Raw genomic sequence first — 17,024 nt, 5'->3', positions numbered from 1 at the left:
ATGTCCGACTACCTGCTGCAGATGAATGGCATCGTCAAACGTTTTGGCGGTGTCAATGCGCTGAACGGCATCGATCTCAAGGTACGGCCCGGCGAGTGCCTGGGCCTGTGCGGCGAAAACGGTGCCGGCAAATCCACGCTGATGAAGGTGCTGTCGGCGGTCTACCCGCACGGCACCTGGGAGGGCGAAATCCTCTGGGACGGGCAGCCGCTCCAGGCTCAGTCCATCCGCGAAACCGAAGCCGCCGGCATCGTCATCATCCACCAGGAGCTGACGCTGGTGCCGGACCTTTCGGTGGCCGAGAACATCTTCATGGGCCACGAGCTGACCCTGCCCGGCGGGCGCATGAACTACCCGGCGATGCTGCACCGCGCCGAAGCCCTGATGCGCGAACTCAAAGTGCCGGACATGAACGTGGCGCTGCCGGTGTCGCAGTACGGCGGCGGCCACCAACAACTGGTGGAGATCGCCAAGGCCCTCAACAAACAGGCGCGCCTGTTGATCCTCGACGAGCCCTCCTCGGCCCTGACCCGCTCGGAAATCGAGGTGCTGCTCGACATCATCAAGGGGCTCAAGGCCAAGGGCGTGGCCTGCGTGTACATCTCCCACAAGCTCGATGAAGTGGCGGCGGTGTGTGACACCATTGCGGTGATCCGCGACGGCAAACACATCGCAACCACGGCCATGATTGACATGGATATCCCGCAGATCATCACGCAGATGGTCGGGCGTGAAATGAGCAACCTCTACCCTGCCAGGCCTGACGCGGTGGGCGATGTGATCTTCGAGGCGCGTCACGTCACCTGCTACGACGTGGACAACCCCAGGCGCAAGCGCGTCGACGATATTTCCTTCGTGCTCAAGCGTGGCGAAATCCTCGGCATCGCCGGGCTGGTGGGCGCCGGGCGCACGGAGCTGGTATCGGCGCTGTTCGGCGCCTACCCCGGCCGCTACAGCGCCGAGGTGTGGCTGGATGGCGCAGTGATCGACACGCGCACGCCGCTCAAATCGATCCGCGCCGGGCTGTGCATGGTGCCCGAGGACCGCAAGCGCCAGGGCATCATTCCCGACCTCGGCGTGGGCCAGAACATCACCCTGGCGGTGCTCGACACCTATGCGCACCTGACGCGCATCGATGCCGAGGCCGAACTGGGGAGCATCGACCAGCAGATCGCGCGCATGCACCTGAAAACCGCCAGCCCGTTCTTGCCGATCACCAGCCTCTCCGGCGGCAACCAGCAAAAGGCGGTGCTGGCGAAAATGCTGATGGCCAAGCCCAGGGTGCTAATCCTCGACGAGCCCACGCGCGGGGTGGACGTGGGCGCCAAATACGAGATCTACAAGCTGATGGTTGCACTGGCGGCCGAGGGCGTGGCGATCATCATGGTGTCGTCGGAGCTGGCCGAAGTGCTGGGGGTGTCGAACCGCGTGCTGGTGATCGGCGACGGCCAGCTGCGCGGCGACTTCGACAACCAAGGCCTTACCCAGGAACAGGTGCTCGCCGCTGCGCTCAGTCAAAACAATAACGATCGGAAGACCGCCTAGATGAATCAGGTCAAACACCTTTTTACCCGCTACAAGATGCTCGCGCTGGTAATTGCCGTGGCGTTCATCTGGCTGTTTTTCAGTTGGCAGACCGAGGGCGGTTTTCTCACGCCGCGCAACCTGTCCAACCTGCTGCGGCAGATGTCGATCACCGGGATTCTGGCGTGCGGTATGGTGCTGGTGATCATCAGCGGCGAGATCGATTTGTCGGTGGGCTCGTTGCTCGGATTGCTGGGCGGGCTGGCGGCGATTCTCGACGTGGTGTATCACGTTCCGCTGCTGGCCAACCTGAGCCTGGTGGCGTTGTGCGGGCTGATGATCGGCCTGGCCAACGGCTACATGACGGCGTACCTGCGCATTCCCTCGTTCATTGTCGGTCTGGGCGGCATGCTGGCGTTTCGCGGGATTCTGCTGGGGATCACCGGCGGCACCACCATCGCGCCGGTGTCGCCGTCGCTGGTGTATGTGGGCCAGGGTTATCTGCCGCATGAGGTGGGTATCGGGCTTGGGGTCTTGCTGTTTGCACTCACCGTGTTTCTCACCTGGAAGCAACGGCGCAATCGCGCACTGCACGGCCTGGCCGCGCATTCGCCGGTGCGTGACGGGCTGCGTGTGGTGCTTATCGGTGCGGTGCTGGCCGGGTTTGTCACCACGCTCAACAGCTACGACGGCATTCCGGTGCCGGTGCTGCTGTTGCTGGCGCTGCTCGGGGTGTTCAGCTACGTCACCAGCCAGACCGTGTTCGGCCGCCGGGTGTATGCGGTGGGCAGCAACATGGAAGCCACGCGGCTGTCGGGCATCAATGTGCAGGCGGTGAAACTGTGGATCTTCGGCATCATGGGCGTGATGTGCGCCCTCGCCGGCCTGGTCAATACCGCGCGCCTGGCGGCCGGTTCGCCGTCGGCCGGGAACATGGGAGAGCTGGATGCGATTGCCGCGTGCTTTATCGGCGGCACCTCGATGCGCGGCGGCTCGGGCACGGTGTATGGCGCGCTGCTGGGGGCGCTGGTGATTACCAGCCTGGATAACGGCATGTCGATGCTGGACGTGGACAGTTACTGGCAGATGATCGTCAAGGGCAGCATTCTGGTGCTGGCGGTGTGGGTGGATGTGAGTACGCGAGCCGGGCGTCGCTGAGGTCATTGGTGCGAGAAGGGGCTTGGTCCCGATAACGCCAGGTCAGCCACAGATAAGGTGACTGCCATACCGTCAGCGGGAACAAGCCCGTTGGGTTAACCGTAATCTGTAGACCTTAGCGGGACACCGGCATCGCAAACTCCGCGCCCTGCTCGATACTCTCCGACCAGCGCTGCATGATCGACTTCTGTTTGGTGTAGAACCGCACACCTTCGGTGCCATACGCATGCATGTCGCCAAACAGGCTTTTCTTCCAGCCCCCAAATCCGTGCCACGCCATCGGCACCGGGATCGGCACATTGATGCCGACCATGCCCACTTCGATGCGCCGCGCGAACTCGCGGGCGATATTGCCGTCGCGGGTAAAGCAGCTCACGCCGTTGCCAAATTCATGGTCGTTGACCAGTTGCACCGCCTCGGCAAAGTCATTCACCCGCACACAGGCCAGCACCGGGCCGAAGATTTCTTCGCGGTAGATGCTCATCTCCTTGCTCACGTGATCGAACAGCGTCGCGCCGAGCCAGAAACCGTTTTCCAGGCCGGGTTCGGAGGGCACGTAATCACGGCCGTCGAGCAGCAACTGGGCGCCAGCCTGCACGCCCTGTTCGATGTAGCCACTGATGCGCTGCAGCGCCGCACGGGAAACAATCGGGCCCATTTCGGCCTTCAGGTCGCGGCCGTCGGTGATGCGCAACTGCCTGGCTCGTTCGGTCAGGGCGGCGACGACTTTATCGCCCACATCGCCCACCAGCACCGCCACGGAGATGGCCATGCAGCGCTCGCCGGCACTGCCGTAGGCGGCGCCCATCAAGGCGTCGACGGTCTTTTCGATATCGGCGTCGGGCATCACCACCATGTGGTTTTTCGCACCGCCCAGGCCCTGCACGCGCTTGCCGTTGCGCGCGCCGGTTTCGTAGATGTAGTGGGCAATCGGCGTCGAGCCGACAAAACTCAGGGCCTTGACGTCCGGGTGTTCAAGCAGTGCATCCACCGCTTCCTTGTCGCCCTGCACCACGTTGAATACGCCCTGGGGCAAGCCGGCTTCGCGCAGCAGTTCGGCCATGAACAGCGAGGCGCTCGGGTCGGTAGGGCTGGGTTTGAGGATAAAGGTGTTGCCGGCGGCGATGGCGATCGGGTACATCCACATCGGCACCATCACCGGGAAATTGAACGGCGTCACGCCCGCCACCACGCCCAGGGGCTGGCGCAGGGTCCAGTTGTCCATGCCACGGGAGACCTGGTCGGAGTGCTCGCCCTTGAGCAGGTTGGGGATGCCGCAGGCGAATTCGAGAATATCGATGCCACGGTCGACTTCGCCCTGGGCATCGGTGAACACCTTGCCGTGTTCGGCGACGATGATGCTTGCCAGTTCGTCCTTGCGCTCACGCAGCAGATGCAGGTACTGAAACAACACGCGGGCGCGGCGGATCGGCGGCGTGTCGGCCCAGTCGGCAAACGCAGCCTGGGCGGCGGCCACCGCTTCGCCCACGGTGTCGCGGCTGGCCAGGGCGACGCGGCCGGTTACTTCACCGGTGGCAGGGTTGTACACGTCCTGATAGCGATCATCGCGGCTGACGCGCTGGTCGTTGATGTAATGCTCGAGGGTGATGGTCATGGCAGCGGATCCTGGGTCGATTAGCGTTGGCACCTACCATAGGCTTCCGCTTTGTTGCGAACCAGAGCAGAATCCAGAACTTATTGTGCACACAGGCGAACAATAGTCCCATGGAAAAAACCGAGATCGAAGGCCTGTGGACGCACATCCACTGGCTCTCCGTGCTGGAAGAACACGGCACCTACACCGCTGCCGCTGCGCGGCTGGGCGTGAGCAAATCGGCGGTGAGCCAACGCATTTGCGAGCTGGAAGCCGCCACCGGCACCCGCCTGGTCACCCGCACCACACGCAGCGTGCGGCTCACCGACGCCGGGCGCTCACTGACCCGCGACGTGCGCAGCGCCTACGAGCACATCGCCCGCAGCTTTTCCTCGGTGCGCGACTCGGCCGGCGAAATCCGTGGCCTGGTGCGCCTCACCGCTCCGGTCGCCTTCGCGCGCCAGCAACTGGTGCCGCATCTGCCCGAATTCCTGCGTCAGCACCCGCAGGTTCGCATTCAGCTGGACGTGTCCGATGCGTTAAGCTCACTCGCCGCCGAAGGCTACGACCTGGCCGTGCGCCATGGCTTCCAGGTGCCGGAAACCCACGTCGCCTGGAAACTCTGCGACACCGCCTCGGTACTGGTCGCCACCCAGGACTACCTGCACCACCACGGCGAACCCCGCGAACCCGCCGACCTCAGCGCCCACAACTGCCTCTACTATCCGCGCGGCGCCGACCAGCCCGCGTGGACCTTCGAGCGCGGCGTTAAACAGACAGAACGCATCACCGTGCCCATCGCCGGCAGCTTTTCTACCAATAACAGCGAGGCACTGCGTGACTCGGCGCTCAATCACCTGGGCATCGCCCTGCTCCCGGATTTCAGCGCCCACGCGGCGCTGGCCAATGGCACGCTCAAGCAAGTGCTCAAGGGCTGGCGCTTGAAGGGTGCGTTTGCCGACGAGATCTACTTGATTCGGCCGTATTCGCCCCATGTGCCAAAGGCAGTGAGTGCGCTGGTGGGGTTTCTGAAGGACAAGCTGTCGGCAGGCTTCGGTTCTGGCGAGCGGCAGGTCGCGACGAGAGCGGGCTGAACATTTTTTTGAAAATGCTGCAATGCGTAGGACATTTCACACAGTTTTCACAGGCGCACGCTTAAGCTCCACTCAGCTCCTAAGTGAACACCTTTAAGCCCGCGCCCCCATCGTGGGCTTTTCTTTGCCTGGCGCAAAAGGCATTGCGCGCAGTGCCTGCCCTGAATGCAAAAAGCCCGGCTCAATGGCCGGGCTTTTTGTTATGGAGCGGTCCTCAGTTGTCAGGATGCTCACTCGCCACCGAATCCGCAGCGTCCACGTCAGACATGTCTTCCTCGTCATCAGCCGGCAACGACTGCTCCGGCGCGTCGCGCTTGGGATCGTGACCGGTTTCGCTGTCCGTGCCTCGGGTCACGGGCTGCTGTGAAATGTTGCCTGGGGCGTTCTCGTCGATTTCCATGCTGGCTCTCCGCTTGGGCGTTCGGGATATCCGCGCTTGAACATGAGAAGCATCGTGGTCTGACAAGTGCCGTTTGATGGACGAACGGTGGCCTGTTCGGACCTCGCTCTATCGGCGGTGTAGAAAATTTGAATTAGCAGATTGTCTTCCCGGTCAAGAATTATGAACGCAGTCAATCTGACGAGGTGAGCGCAATGACTATCCAGGCAGAGACACTCGTACAACTGACCGAAGCGCTGCGCGAACGCGGCTTGAATCTGGTGTCGGATGTGCACTTTACCCGTGCACCTTATCGGCACAATCACCGCTGGATCTGCACGGTGGAGTAAGGTCACACAAAAACAAATGCCCCGACGAGTCGGGGCATTTGCTGTCAGCCGGAGTAGACCGCGTTTTCACATGGCCCGCCCGGCCCTTTTTTACTCACTGCAGGCTTACCTGACGCAGTTGCGGATCACTGTCGCTACCGATCGTGATGCGTTTGGGCTTGGCCTCTTCAGGCACCACGCGCAGCAGGTTGATGCTCAGCAATCCGTTGTTCAGCGAAGCACCACGCACCTCGATGTGATCCGCCAGGCGGAACGACAACCGGAAGGCCCGTTGCGCAATGCCCTGGTGCAGGTAAGTCACCTCTTTCTCGCTTTCACGTTTGTCACCCACAACCGTCAAAACGCCCTTCTCGACCTGGATATCCAGATCCGCCTCAGTAAGCCCGGCGACTGCAATGACAATGCGATATTCGTCATCACCGTGCTTTTCCACGTTATGAGGCGGATAGGTGTTCGGAGCCTCGCTGCGCAGCGCAGACTCAAACAGGTCATTGAAGCGATCAAAGCCCACCGACTGACGGAACAGAGGGGCCAGGGAAAGAGTAGTAGCCATTTTAAAATCTCCTGATTAGATCCAAGTGATTTAAAGCACGACCCTGATTCGGCGTCGCGTGAAGGGAATTTATGTGCGGGAGAGAAGATTTCAAGGGGCGGGTTTGAAATTTTTTTACGGGCTCGCTGGCCCTGGGCTGAAAATCCCGCGAAGCCTCTGGCTCGCGGGATTTCTCCTCGGTGTTAAGTCAGTTGACCTTGAACTGCCTCACCAATCCCTGCTGATGCTCGGCCAATCGAGCAAGCTCGCGGCTGGTGGCGGCGGTTTGCTCAGCGCCGGCGCTGACCTGGATCACCAGTGAGTTGATGTCGTTGACGTTGCGATGAATTTCTTCGGCCACCAGGCTTTGCTCCTCGGCAGCGGACGCTACCTGGATGTTACGGTCACTGATGGACGCAATGCCTTCGGCGATCTCATTGAGCAAGTGGCCGGCACGCACCACATTGCTCGCACCTTCCTGCGCCTTGCCAAGGGTCTCCAGCATGGAGACCGCGGCGCGGTCGGAACCCGACTGCAGGTTGGCGATCATGTTCTGGATGCTGACCGTGGAGTCCTGGGTCTTTTTCGCCAGATTGCGCACTTCATCCGCAACCACCGCAAAACCACGGCCCTGCTCCCCCGCACGCGCCGCTTCGATGGCGGCGTTCAGTGCCAGCAGGTTGGTCTGCTCCGCAACACCGCGAATCACGTCCAGCACCGAAGAGATGGAATCGCTTTCGAGTTTGAGTTCGTTGATGATCTTCGAGGTTTGTTCGGCCTGCACTTCCAGGCCCTGGATCAAGCTGATGGTGTTATCGATCTCAGTCTTGCCCTGCATCGTGCTGGCGTTGACACGCTGTGACATTTCGGCGGCGTCAGTGGTGATGCGCGCTACATCCTTGACCGTGGCGCTCATCTCGCTGATCGCGGTCACCACCTGGTCGGTCCCCTGACGCTGTTGTGCCACGTTCTGGCTGGTCTGCAAGGCCACCGCCGAGGACTGCTCGGCAGCCGTGGCAACCTGCGCCGTGGCGCTGCCGATTTCGCTGACCACGCCACTTATCTGAAGCGCCATGTTGTCCAGGTTGCGTGATATTTCGCCAAACTCGTCCTTGCCGGTGTAGCGGGTGCGCACCGTCAGGTCGCGGGTGGAAAGCGATGCAAGGGTGCGGTTCACATCGGTCACCGCCAGCTTGATATTGCGGATGATCACCAACGCCAGCCACAGCAAGGCGATCAACATCACGATAACGGTCGCTATGGCCACATACAGACTGAGTTCGGCATCGTCACGCTCGTGATGGGCCAGGCCAACCACGGTCTGGCCCAGCTCCGCTTCGACGCCAGCCATGAGGTCGATACGACTGGTCGAAAGGTTGAACCAGTCTTCAGGTTTGATATTGAGCGGGTTGCCCAGGGGCGTGTCAAAACCGAGCCGCTGAAGGCGTGCGACTTCCAGTGATCCGGGTTGTTGCAGGACGGCATCCAGCTTGCTCTTGAAGGCTGCCGGAGCCCATCGCTGGAAGGCTTCAAAGTAGCCGGAGAACTCACCGAGGTTACGGCTGAAGCGCGACAACAATGCAGCGTCGAAGCGATTTTGATTGAACGCCAGGCCCAGCAATACGCGCTCGCGCCCGGCACGCTCTTTCATATCGACAAATTGATTGAGCGAGCCCAACGCACGCAGAATCTGGGGGTCATCAATGCTGGCTTCCAACGAATAATTGAAGCCCACGAGGGTTTTAATCAGGTCGGTAAAAAGAGCGCCGGACTCCGTGTTGTTAATCGCCAGGTTATCGACTTTCAAACGCAAGGCGGCCAGCTCACCCAGCGCGCGCAATGCCTCGTTCGGAGCTGGAATACCCTCGCTCGATTGCCCTCGCAGCGCGCCGATTGACGTGTCGGTCTCCTGGCGCAAGGCCTTGAGCTTGTCTTGCATGGACTTGCCACCGCTGCCCAGAAAAACGCCGCTGGCGCCGCGCTCGCGTTGGAGGGTGGTCACGACATTGCTGAATTTCTGTGCGGCGGTGGTGGCGGCAACTGCGCGATTCATTGACCCCAGCGTATCGCTTTTGTCCGCAATGAAAATGCCCGCAAAGGCCAGAAATCCGAGCAAAGGAAAAATCAGAATAAGCAGCAGCTTGGTACTCAAAGGAGCATTGCTAAGCATTACAAACCTCGGGACTTACAAATTTTGTCTAATAATTACCTCCGGCGCACGTTCTAGTGAAATCGACGTTTATAGGAGCCAAAGATGATCCAGTTTGAGCCCGCCATAGCCGTTTTTCTTCCGTTTACACTATCTCGGCCTGAAGCTATCGAGCTTTAGAGCTGCCGGAAAAAATGGACTGCGCGTGAACCTGGACACCTGAGGGTGTTTACAAACCCCGGAAACGCAAAAGCCCCGCTTTCGCGAGGCTCTCGTGTCAATCTTGGCGGGAAACCAGGGATTCGAACCCTGGGAACGCTATTAACGTTCGCCGGTTTTCAAGACCGGTGCATTCAACCACTCTGCCAATTTCCCTTGTGCATCACGGGATTATAGTAGCCCTTCCCGTCTCAGCGGGCGCCATAATACCCGAATGAAACACACTGTCAAACTCTCGCCATCGCTTGTTACAGAGCGTCTGTTATGATCTTTGCGACTGAACGTTTCAAAACCACAGGAGTGTCGCCATGCGCGAACAGAATTACGCAGTGAATGGCAACGCCCAGGCTGAGCAGCTTGAAGTCAGCCGCGTGTTGCGCAACACCTACGGCTTGCTCGCCCTGACCCTCGCCTTCAGCGGTGTGATGGCGTTCGTGGCTCAGCAGATGCGTGTTGGCTACCCGAATATCTTTGTTGTGCTGATCGGCTTCTATGGTCTGTTCTTCCTGACCAACAAGCTGCGTGACTCGGCCTGGGGCCTGGTGTCGGCGTTTGCCCTGACCGGTTTCATGGGCTTTATCCTTGGCCCGATCCTCAACCGTTACCTGGGTATGGCCGGCGGCGCGGAAGTGGTCAGTTCGGCGTTTGCCATGACGGCGCTGGTGTTTGGTGGCTTGTCCGCCTATGTGCTGATCACCCGCAAGGACATGAGCTTCCTCGGCGGCTTCATCACCGCAGGCTTCTTCGTGTTGCTGGCGGCGGTGGTTGCGGGCATGTTCTTCCAGATCAGCGGCTTGCAACTGGCGATCAGCGCAGGTTTCGTGCTGTTCTCGTCGGTGTGCATCCTGTTCCAGACCAGCGCGATCATCCACGGCGGCGAGCGTAACTACATCATGGCGACCGTCAGCCTGTATGTGTCGATCTACAACCTGTTTATCAGCCTGTTGCAGATCTTCGGCATCATGAGCCGCGACGACTGATTCATTTTCATTGCCGCAATAAAAAATGCCCCGTATCGAAAGATACGGGGCATTTTTGTTGGCGCGGGACTTAATACTGGTTGGGTTCCATCTCCAACTCAACCTTGAAACGCTGGGCGATGTCCTGCTGGATACGCCGCGCGAGGTTGGCAATGTCCTGCCCGGTAGCACCGCCGTAGTTGACCAGCACCAACGCCTGCATGTTATGCACGCCGGCATCGCCGTCTCGAAACCCCTTCCAGCCGGCCTTGTCGATCAGCCAGCCAGCGGCGAGTTTCATCTGCCCGTCGGCCTGGGGATAGGCCACCAGGTCCGGGTACTGGCTTTTCAGCTCGGCTGCGAGTGCCTGGGAGACCAGCGGGTTTTTGAAGAAGCTGCCAGCATTGCCCAGCTCTGCCGGGTCCGGCAGTTTCTCGCGGCGAATGCTACAGATCGCACGGCTGACGTCACTCGGCGTGGCATCGGTGATGCCCTGCGCCGCCAGACGCTGCTGCACCGGGCCGTAGTCGAGTTTCAAGTGGCGGATGCGGCTCAGGGCAAAGCGCACGCGCAGGATCAGCCAGCGTCCGGTGTGCTGCTTGAACAGGCTGTCACGGTAGCCGAACTGGCACTCTTCCAGGCTGAAATCGCGCAGTTCGCCGGTTTGGCGATCCAGGGCGGTGAGGCCGGCGAATACATCCTTGATCTCCACTCCATAGGCACCAATGTTCTGCATCGGCGCTGCGCCGACAGTGCCGGGGATCAGGCTGAGGTTTTCCAGGCCGCAGAAACCATGTTCCAGGGTCCACAACACAAACGGATGCCAGGGCTCACCCGCTTCGGCTTCGATCACCACGCGGCTGCCGTCGTCCTGCAATACCCGAATGCCGCGGGTTGCCATGCGCAATACCAAAGCGCAAATGTCCTGGGTCAGCAGCAGATTGCTGCCGCCACCGATCACCAGCAACGGCAGTGCCTGCGCAGCGGCGTAAGCCAGGGCTTCACGCACATCGGCGTCGCCATGAGCCTCGGCGAACAGTTGGGCACGCACATCGATGCCGAAACTGTTGAAGGGCTTGAGCGAGACCTGCGCCTGCACCTGCAAGGTCATAACCGCCCCTTCAATTCGATCACCAATAAATCACAGGCGCGCTCGATCAGGTCCAGCACCCTGTCGAAGCCTTGTTCGCCTTCGTAGTAAGGGTCTGGCACTTCGTCCACGTCGGCATCGAAGCGGCGCAGGAACAGATCCAGCTCCGCCTTGCCCTGCCCTGACTGCATCAGCTTGAGGTGACGCAGGTTACTGTGGTCCATCGCAAGGATCAGGTCGTAGCGCGAAAAATCGGCGCGGCTGACCTGCTGGGCACGCTGGGACGACAGGTCATAACCGCGCATCAGCGCCGCACGCTGGCTGCGCTGGTCCGGCGGGTTGCCGACATGCCATTCACCGGTGCCGGCGGAGGCCACGTCGACCTGCCCCGCCAGCCCCGCTTCGCGCAATTTATGGCGCAGTACGCCTTCCGCCGTGGGCGAGCGACAGATGTTGCCCAGGCAGACAAACAGAACCTCCATCAGGCCCCCAGCAGGCGACGAACGCGCTCGAGGTCTTCCTGGGTGTCGACACCGGCCGGCGGCGCTTCGAGTGCATCGCCGACATGGATGCGCACGCCATGCCACAGGGCCCGCAGTTGCTCCAGGGATTCGGTGTTTTCCAGCCAGCACGGGCCCCAACTGACGAAGTCGTGCAGGAAGCCGGCGCGGTAGGCGTAAATGCCGATGTGGCGGCGGTAAGGCACGCCTTCGGGCAACAAATCGGGGTGTTTGGCAAAGGCATTACGCGCCCAGGGCAAGGTCGAACGACTGAACGTCAGCGCCAGGCCGTTGATGTCGCTGACCACCTTGACCACGTTCGGGTTGAACAGGGTTTCCACGTCTTCGATCGGTTCGGCCAGGGTGGCCATGCGCGCTTCGCCATGGGCGGCCAGGTTGGCGGCGACCTGATCGATCACGCTCGGCGGAATCAACGGCTCGTCACCTTGCACGTTGACCACGATGGCGTCGTTTGCCAGGCCCAGTTGCGTGGCCACTTCGGCCAGGCGGTCGGTGCCGGAGTTATGGTCTTCGCGGGTCAGCACCGCCTCGGCGCCAAACCCTTGGCAGGCGGCGATGATGCGCGGGTCATCGGTGGCCACCACCACCCGCTCGGCGCTGCTTTTGCAGGCCTGTTCCCACACCAGCTGAATCATCGGCTTGCTGCCGATCAATTGCAGCGGTTTGCCCGGGAGACGGGTCGATGCATAGCGCGAGGGAATGACAACGGTAAAGGCGGTGGTCATTTATCCAGACGCTCATCGGTGGTGAGGGTGCGCGCTTCGCTTTCCAGCATCACCGGGATACCGTCGCGGATCGGGTAGGCCAGGCCCGCACCTTTGCTGATCAACTCGGTTTTGTCGGCGCTGAGCTTGAGCGGGCCTTTGCAGATCGGGCAAGCAAGGATATCGAGCAGTTTGGTGTCCATGAAGATTTCCTGGAAAGAAGCGTGTTAGGGCAAGGGACGTGCGGGCAGCAGGCGCGTCAGCTGCGTGTCGAACCAGGCGACAAACGCCGGCGACGGCAGCGCATCCACCGCAAGGTACCACCAGTCGGGCTGTGCGAAGGCGCGGCACTTCACCGCGTCCTTCTCGGTCATCACCAGCGGCAATGACGGGGTAAAACTCAAGACCTCGGCGCTGTACTGCGCATGGTCGGCAAATACATGGGGTATGGGCTGCCAGTGTAGCGTTTCAAGGGTGGTGAAGAAACGCTGCGGGTTACCGATACCGGCGACCGCATGCATGGCCTGACCCGCCTGGAAGTGGTCGACCGGCCTGCGCTCGCCGCTGTGCAGATTGATCAGTGCGGCAGGTTGCAGGCGAAAGGCGAAACCGTCTTCACGGTCGGCCCCCGAGCCGTTATATAACAGCGCATCGACGCTTTGCAGGCGCTCCACCGGTTCGCGCAGCGGCCCGGCAGGCAGGCAACGGCGGTTGCCCAGGCCACGGGCGGCATCGATCAATACCAGTTCAAGATCACGCGCCAGGCGGTAATGCTGCAGGCCGTCGTCAGACAGAATCAGGTCCAGGGGTTCGCTTTCCAGCAAGGCTTTTACCGCACGACTGCGGTCGGGGTCGATCATCAGCGGCACACCGCTGCGCTGCACGATCAGCAACGGCTCGTCGCCGGCCACGGCGGCACTGTGGTCGGCCTCGACGCGCCAGGGCAGTTGTGGCGGTTTGGCGCCGTAGCCACGGCTGACCACGCCCACCCGCAAACCGGCGCGGCGGCAGTGTTCGATCAACCACAGAATCAACGGCGTCTTGCCGGTGCCGCCCACGGTGATATTGCCCACCACTACAACTGGCACAGGCGCCTTATAGATGTCGCCCTCCCCGGCCATGAAGCGCGCGCGCTTGCGCTGCACCACCCGACGATACAGACACTCCAACGGTGTCAGCAGCGCCAGGGCCGGATGGCCTGTGTACCAGGCCTTGAGCAGACGGTCGGACATTGCCATCAGGGTTGGCCCGCCGCCTCGACGGTGCTCATGCGCAAGTGGCTGAAGCCCAGCTTGCCGGCGGCGTCCATCGCAGTGATCACGGCCTGGTGCTGGGTCTTGCCATCGGCACTGATGGACAACGGCATTTTGGTATCGCCGCCGGATTCCTTCTGCAGCGCGTCCATCAAGCTATTGAGGTCGTTTTTCTCCAGCAACTGGTTGTTCACAGTGAACACGCCATCAGCGCTGATGGCGATGTCCAGTTGCTTGACCTCCTGGTCCTCGGCCGGCGAGCCGCTCACCGCTTCCGGCAGATCAACCCGCAGCGCGGTCTGCCGAGTGAAGGTGGTGGTCACGACAAAAAACAGCAGCAGGATAAACACCACGTCGATCAGCGACGCGAGGTTGATATCGACATTTTCCCGTCGCTTGCGGCGAAATTTCACACCTTGTCCTCAACCAGATCCACGTCACGGTCGCCCTGCACCACTTCCACCAGCTTGATGGCTTCCTGCTCCATGCCGACCACCAGCTCATCGATACGCCGTTGCAGGAAACGGTGGAAGAACACCGATGGAATACCCACCATCAGGCCCGCTGCGGTGGTGATCAAGGCTTTGGAAATACCGCCGGCCAGCACCGCCGCGTTGGTGGTCATGCCCGAGCCCATGAACGAACTGAAGATATCGATCATGCCCAGCACGGTGCCGAGCAAGCCGAGCAACGGCGCCATGGCGGCGATGGTGCCGAGCGCATTGATGTAGCGCTCCAGCTCATGAATGACGCGGGCAGCGGCCTCTTCGATGCATTCCTTCATGATCTCGCGACCATGCTTGGAGTTGGCCAGGCCCGCCGCGAGGATTTCCCCCAGGGGTGAATCGGCGCGCAGTTCCTTGAGCTTCTGTTTGTCGAGCTGCTTGTTCTTGATCCAGCCCCACACCTGCCCCAGCAGATGCTCGGGGGTCACGCGACTGGCACGCAGGGTCCACAGGCGTTCGGCAACGATGCCCAGCGCTGCGATGGAACTCAAGATGATCGGCAACATCATCCAACCACCGGATTTGACCAATTCCCACACAGTGAATGTCCCCTCGAAAAAGTGCGCCACTTTACCATATAGGTTCGGTCGCGGGGCCCGCCCGTCGCAGGCCGTGAGCGCGTTGGATAGCGAATCAGCGTAACGGTTCACGCCAGAAGCGGCGTTGCGCGCGTGCAACCGTGGCGGGCTCGAAAGCCCCCAACTGCAGGCGTACCGCACCCTGCTCGGCGCTGTCATACACCCGGCTGCCCACTGCGCGGTAACGCTCCAGCACCTGGGCGTGAGGATGGCCGAATGCATTGCCGCGCCCCCGCGAGATCAGCACCGACGTGGGCTCCAACTGCTGCACAAAGGGCCGCGACGACGAACTGCGGCTGCCATGGTGAGGGGCTTGCAGCCAGTCGGTGCGCAGCGCCAGCGGCGAGTCGAGCAACGCGCGCTCGGCAGCGCGATCGATATCGCCGGTGAGCAGCAACCGTTCGCCATTGGCCTGCACCTGCAACACGCAGGATTTCGGGTTACCGTCGACGGCCCCGGGCCATTGCCACAGCTCGAATGACACACCGTCCCACTGCCAGCGTTCGCCGCTGATACAAGGTTGAGTGCCGAGAAACTCGGGCAGGCCGTCGGTTTCACCCCCCACCACACGCTTGACCGGCAGCCCGCGCGCCACCGCGGCCGCCCCGCCGGCATGATCGGCATCGGCGTGGCTGATCAGCATCAAATCCAGCGACGCGATGCCAAGCTTTTTCAGCGACGGCAACACCACCCGCGCGCCCAGGTCTGCGGCCCGCGAACGCGGGCCGGCATCGTAGAGCACACTGTGATGACGGGTGCGCAGGATAATCGCCTGCCCCTGGCCGACATCCAGCTGCACTACGTCCACCCGCCCATGGGGCACCAGCTCACGCGGCGTAAACACCGCCAGCAACAGCATCGGCCAACCCAACAGCCGAAAAGGCACACCGCTCGGCAGCAGCACGATCACCGCGCCGGCCAGACTCACCAGCCAATACCCCAGGGGCACTTCGGCCGGTATCCACGCCGGCAGGTGCGCCGCCAGCAGCGCCAGGCCCTGGAACAACAGGTCCAGCGCGCCGCCCGCCAACCACAGCAGGCCCTCCCCCACAAGCGGCACCGCCAGCAGGGTAGTCCCCAGCAATGCCAGCGGCAACACCACCAGGCTGATCCAGGGCACAGCGACCAGATTGGCAAGGGGAGCACTCAGGCTGATCGGCAAATCAAGCATCAACAACAGGGGAAAAAGACCGATGGCGATCAACCACTGCGCACGCGTCCAGGCCTGCCACAGGCGCCACGGGCCCAAGCGCCCGCCGAAGGCCAGTATCAACACCGCAACCGCACCGAACGATAACCAGAATCCGGGCTGCAGACTCGCCAGCGGTTCCAGCACCAGTACCCCGTTGAGTGCCAGCAGCAACGGCCACCAGGCACCCAGGTGGCGAAAACGCAACCGCCACAGCAGCACCAGCCCCACCATGACGCAGGCCCGCTGCACCGGCACGCCGAACCCTGCCAGCAAGCCGTAACCCAGCGCTGCAACAAAGGCCAGGCCGCAGGCCCAGGGCAACCACGGCCAGGTGGCGGGCCAGCAACCATAACGCGCCAGCAACGCGATCAGCCCGTAGATCAACCCCGCCAGCAGGCCAATGTGCTGGCCGGAGATCACCAGCAGGTGCACGGTGCCGGTGTCTTGCAGCACTTGCCAGTCTTCGTCCGCCAGCCCGGAGCCGTCGCCCAGCACCAGCGCGGCCAGCCCCGCTTCGCGGCCCTGGGCATCCACCGTCATCAGGCGTTGGCGCAGCGTATCGCGCCAGGCGTTGCGGGCCGGCGTCAGACGCTCGCCGTCCTTTACCGTACCGGTCGCGCCGATGCGCTGCGCCAACAGCCAGGTTTCGTGATCGAACCCCTGAAAGTTGAGCAGGCCGGACGGTCGCTTCAGGGTCACGGCCAACCGCCAGCGCTCGCCACTGTGCACCGCCGGCCCGCCGTGCCAGGACACCCGGATGCGCCTGGGCAAGCGGGTATGGCGTGACCGGCTGTCGGCCAGTTCGAAGCGCACGCCAGTGGATGTCTGCTGCGGTAACCCGACCACCCGCCCTTCCAGCCAACGCGTCTGGCCGTCCAGTGCGGAGGGCAATCGGTCATTCAGCGCCCACTGCGCACTGATGCACGCCCAACTCAAACCAAACAGGAAAAAGGCCAGCGCGAAGGTGCGAAACGGCAACAGCATCAAGGCCAGCACCAGCATGGCCAGCAGCCATCCCGTCGCTGGCAATGCGGGTAAAACACGCAGAGTCAGCAACCCCAGCGCCAATGCGAACATCCCTGTCTTCATGAATCATCCTTCTCAAATGACCCACTCAGTCTTAGCCGGGCGTCGGACGGCGCCTATGATGTTTTGTCACAAAGTCTGAATTTTCTGTTTATAGAATCCGGGCATACTTGCCCCTCGAACTGACCTGGACCCC

The 17,024-nt window shown here is 61.8% G+C and carries 17 protein-coding genes and 1 tRNA gene; 5 read left to right on the top strand and 13 right to left on the bottom strand.

Annotated elements, in window-relative coordinates; translation table 11 throughout:
* Nucleotides 1-1,545, top strand: a complete 1,545-nt coding sequence (xylG, locus tag ACXX81_RS07925) for a D-xylose ABC transporter ATP-binding protein (protein WP_231422940.1) — start codon at nt 1-3, stop codon at nt 1,543-1,545.
* Nucleotides 1,546-2,682: a sugar ABC transporter permease gene (locus tag ACXX81_RS07920; RefSeq protein ID WP_209982766.1), complete on the top strand. Its 1,137-nt coding sequence runs from the start codon at nt 1,546-1,548 to the stop codon at nt 2,680-2,682.
* A 115-nt stretch (nt 2,683-2,797) separates the two neighbouring features.
* Here ACXX81_RS07920 and ACXX81_RS07915 read toward each other — a convergent pair whose 3' ends face one another.
* Nucleotides 2,798-4,297, bottom strand: a complete 1,500-nt coding sequence (locus ACXX81_RS07915) for a CoA-acylating methylmalonate-semialdehyde dehydrogenase (RefSeq protein WP_209982767.1) — start codon at nt 4,295-4,297, stop codon at nt 2,798-2,800.
* A gap of 110 nt (nt 4,298-4,407) precedes the next feature.
* Here ACXX81_RS07915 and ACXX81_RS07910 point away from each other — a divergent pair, with 110 nt between their 5' ends.
* On the top strand, nt 4,408-5,370 hold the full coding sequence (locus ACXX81_RS07910) for a LysR family transcriptional regulator (RefSeq protein WP_458571449.1): 963 nt from the start codon (nt 4,408-4,410) through the stop codon (nt 5,368-5,370).
* Between the two features lie 214 nt (nt 5,371-5,584).
* Here the strand turns inward: ACXX81_RS07910 and ACXX81_RS07905 are convergent, their stop codons facing one another.
* Complete coding sequence (locus ACXX81_RS07905) at nt 5,585-5,770, bottom strand: hypothetical protein (RefSeq protein ID WP_003232175.1); 186 nt, start codon at nt 5,768-5,770, stop codon at nt 5,585-5,587.
* Between the two features lie 194 nt (nt 5,771-5,964).
* On the opposite strand from ACXX81_RS07905, the gene ACXX81_RS07900 reads away from it, so the two are divergent.
* Nucleotides 5,965-6,099, top strand: a complete 135-nt coding sequence (locus tag ACXX81_RS07900) for a hypothetical protein (protein ID WP_269325489.1) — start codon at nt 5,965-5,967, stop codon at nt 6,097-6,099.
* Nucleotides 6,100-6,193: 94 nt separating this feature from the next.
* On the opposite strand, the gene ACXX81_RS07895 is transcribed toward ACXX81_RS07900, so the two are convergent.
* The 3 genes from ACXX81_RS07895 to ACXX81_RS07885 form a co-directional block, all read right to left on the bottom strand.
* A complete protein-coding gene (locus ACXX81_RS07895) occupies nt 6,194-6,652 on the bottom strand; it encodes an Hsp20 family protein (RefSeq protein WP_003232172.1) in 459 nt (152 codons plus the stop codon).
* A gap of 187 nt (nt 6,653-6,839) precedes the next feature.
* The gene (locus ACXX81_RS07890; protein ID WP_458571448.1) at nt 6,840-8,801 is read right to left on the bottom strand and encodes a methyl-accepting chemotaxis protein; all 1,962 of its coding nucleotides are present in this window, start codon (nt 8,799-8,801) and stop codon (nt 6,840-6,842) included.
* A gap of 263 nt (nt 8,802-9,064) precedes the next feature.
* Nucleotides 9,065-9,155: transfer RNA gene (locus ACXX81_RS07885), tRNA-Ser, on the bottom strand.
* 152 nt (nt 9,156-9,307) lie between these two features.
* On the opposite strand from ACXX81_RS07885, the gene ACXX81_RS07880 reads away from it, so the two are divergent.
* Complete coding sequence (locus ACXX81_RS07880; protein WP_003174664.1) at nt 9,308-9,979, top strand: Bax inhibitor-1/YccA family protein; 672 nt, start codon at nt 9,308-9,310, stop codon at nt 9,977-9,979.
* A gap of 70 nt (nt 9,980-10,049) precedes the next feature.
* Here ACXX81_RS07880 and murB read toward each other — a convergent pair whose 3' ends face one another.
* From murB to ACXX81_RS07840, 8 genes are all read right to left on the bottom strand, one after another.
* A complete protein-coding gene (gene murB, locus ACXX81_RS07875; RefSeq protein ID WP_209982770.1) occupies nt 10,050-11,069 on the bottom strand; it encodes a UDP-N-acetylmuramate dehydrogenase in 1,020 nt (339 codons plus the stop codon).
* Entirely contained in the window at nt 11,066-11,530 is a 465-nt protein-coding gene (locus tag ACXX81_RS07870; RefSeq protein WP_209982771.1) for a low molecular weight protein-tyrosine-phosphatase, read from the bottom strand. Before ACXX81_RS07870 ends, murB begins: the two co-directional genes overlap by 4 nt.
* Complete coding sequence (gene kdsB / locus ACXX81_RS07865; RefSeq protein WP_458571447.1) at nt 11,530-12,294, bottom strand: 3-deoxy-manno-octulosonate cytidylyltransferase; 765 nt, start codon at nt 12,292-12,294, stop codon at nt 11,530-11,532. Before kdsB ends, ACXX81_RS07870 begins: the two co-directional genes overlap by 1 nt.
* On the bottom strand, nt 12,291-12,476 hold the full coding sequence (locus tag ACXX81_RS07860) for a Trm112 family protein (protein ID WP_003174668.1): 186 nt from the start codon (nt 12,474-12,476) through the stop codon (nt 12,291-12,293). Before ACXX81_RS07860 ends, kdsB begins: the two co-directional genes overlap by 4 nt.
* 24 nt (nt 12,477-12,500) lie before the next feature.
* Nucleotides 12,501-13,511 (bottom strand): tetraacyldisaccharide 4'-kinase, encoded by a 1,011-nt coding sequence (lpxK, locus tag ACXX81_RS07855; protein ID WP_322213938.1) that lies wholly within the window; start codon nt 13,509-13,511, stop codon nt 12,501-12,503.
* Nucleotides 13,511-13,939, bottom strand: a complete 429-nt coding sequence (gene pocB / locus ACXX81_RS07850; RefSeq protein WP_209982774.1) for a flagellar polar localization protein PocB — start codon at nt 13,937-13,939, stop codon at nt 13,511-13,513. The genes lpxK and pocB overlap by 1 nt, the downstream gene beginning before the upstream one ends.
* Nucleotides 13,936-14,571: a flagellar polar localization protein PocA gene (gene pocA / locus ACXX81_RS07845; protein ID WP_209982775.1), complete on the bottom strand. Its 636-nt coding sequence runs from the start codon at nt 14,569-14,571 to the stop codon at nt 13,936-13,938. Before pocA ends, pocB begins: the two co-directional genes overlap by 4 nt.
* 94 nt (nt 14,572-14,665) lie before the next feature.
* The gene (locus tag ACXX81_RS07840) at nt 14,666-16,891 is read right to left on the bottom strand and encodes a DNA internalization-related competence protein ComEC/Rec2 (RefSeq protein ID WP_458571446.1); all 2,226 of its coding nucleotides are present in this window, start codon (nt 16,889-16,891) and stop codon (nt 14,666-14,668) included.
* Nucleotides 16,892-17,024 lie beyond the last annotated feature (133 nt).

The sequence above is a fragment of the Pseudomonas sp. GNP013 genome (assembly GCF_054343995.1).
This window is presented reverse-complemented; position numbering and strand designations above follow the sequence as displayed.

What these genes read in the sequence shown, in the direction of transcription:
- ACXX81_RS07915 (WP_209982767.1), bottom strand. Translation starts at nt 4,297, where the DNA reads ATGACCATCACCCTCGAGCATTACATCAACGACCAGCGCGTCAGCCGC.
- ACXX81_RS07910 (WP_458571449.1), top strand. Translation starts at nt 4,408, where the DNA reads ATGGAAAAAACCGAGATCGAAGGCCTGTGGACGCACATCCACTGGCTC.
- ACXX81_RS07900 (WP_269325489.1), top strand. Translation starts at nt 5,965, where the DNA reads ATGACTATCCAGGCAGAGACACTCGTACAACTGACCGAAGCGCTGCGC.
- ACXX81_RS07905 (WP_003232175.1), bottom strand. Translation starts at nt 5,770, where the DNA reads ATGGAAATCGACGAGAACGCCCCAGGCAACATTTCACAGCAGCCCGTG.
- kdsB (WP_458571447.1), bottom strand. Translation starts at nt 12,294, where the DNA reads ATGACCACCGCCTTTACCGTTGTCATTCCCTCGCGCTATGCATCGACC.
- ACXX81_RS07920 (WP_209982766.1), top strand. Translation starts at nt 1,546, where the DNA reads ATGAATCAGGTCAAACACCTTTTTACCCGCTACAAGATGCTCGCGCTG.
- ACXX81_RS07840 (WP_458571446.1), bottom strand. Translation starts at nt 16,891, where the DNA reads ATGAAGACAGGGATGTTCGCATTGGCGCTGGGGTTGCTGACTCTGCGT.
- ACXX81_RS07890 (WP_458571448.1), bottom strand. Translation starts at nt 8,801, where the DNA reads ATGCTTAGCAATGCTCCTTTGAGTACCAAGCTGCTGCTTATTCTGATT.
- ACXX81_RS07860 (WP_003174668.1), bottom strand. Translation starts at nt 12,476, where the DNA reads ATGGACACCAAACTGCTCGATATCCTTGCTTGCCCGATCTGCAAAGGC.
- murB (WP_209982770.1), bottom strand. Translation starts at nt 11,069, where the DNA reads ATGACCTTGCAGGTGCAGGCGCAGGTCTCGCTCAAGCCCTTCAACAGT.
- lpxK (WP_322213938.1), bottom strand. Translation starts at nt 13,511, where the DNA reads ATGGCAATGTCCGACCGTCTGCTCAAGGCCTGGTACACAGGCCATCCG.
- ACXX81_RS07880 (WP_003174664.1), top strand. Translation starts at nt 9,308, where the DNA reads ATGCGCGAACAGAATTACGCAGTGAATGGCAACGCCCAGGCTGAGCAG.
- ACXX81_RS07870 (WP_209982771.1), bottom strand. Translation starts at nt 11,530, where the DNA reads ATGGAGGTTCTGTTTGTCTGCCTGGGCAACATCTGTCGCTCGCCCACG.
- ACXX81_RS07895 (WP_003232172.1), bottom strand. Translation starts at nt 6,652, where the DNA reads ATGGCTACTACTCTTTCCCTGGCCCCTCTGTTCCGTCAGTCGGTGGGC.
- xylG (WP_231422940.1), top strand. Translation starts at nt 1, where the DNA reads ATGTCCGACTACCTGCTGCAGATGAATGGCATCGTCAAACGTTTTGGC.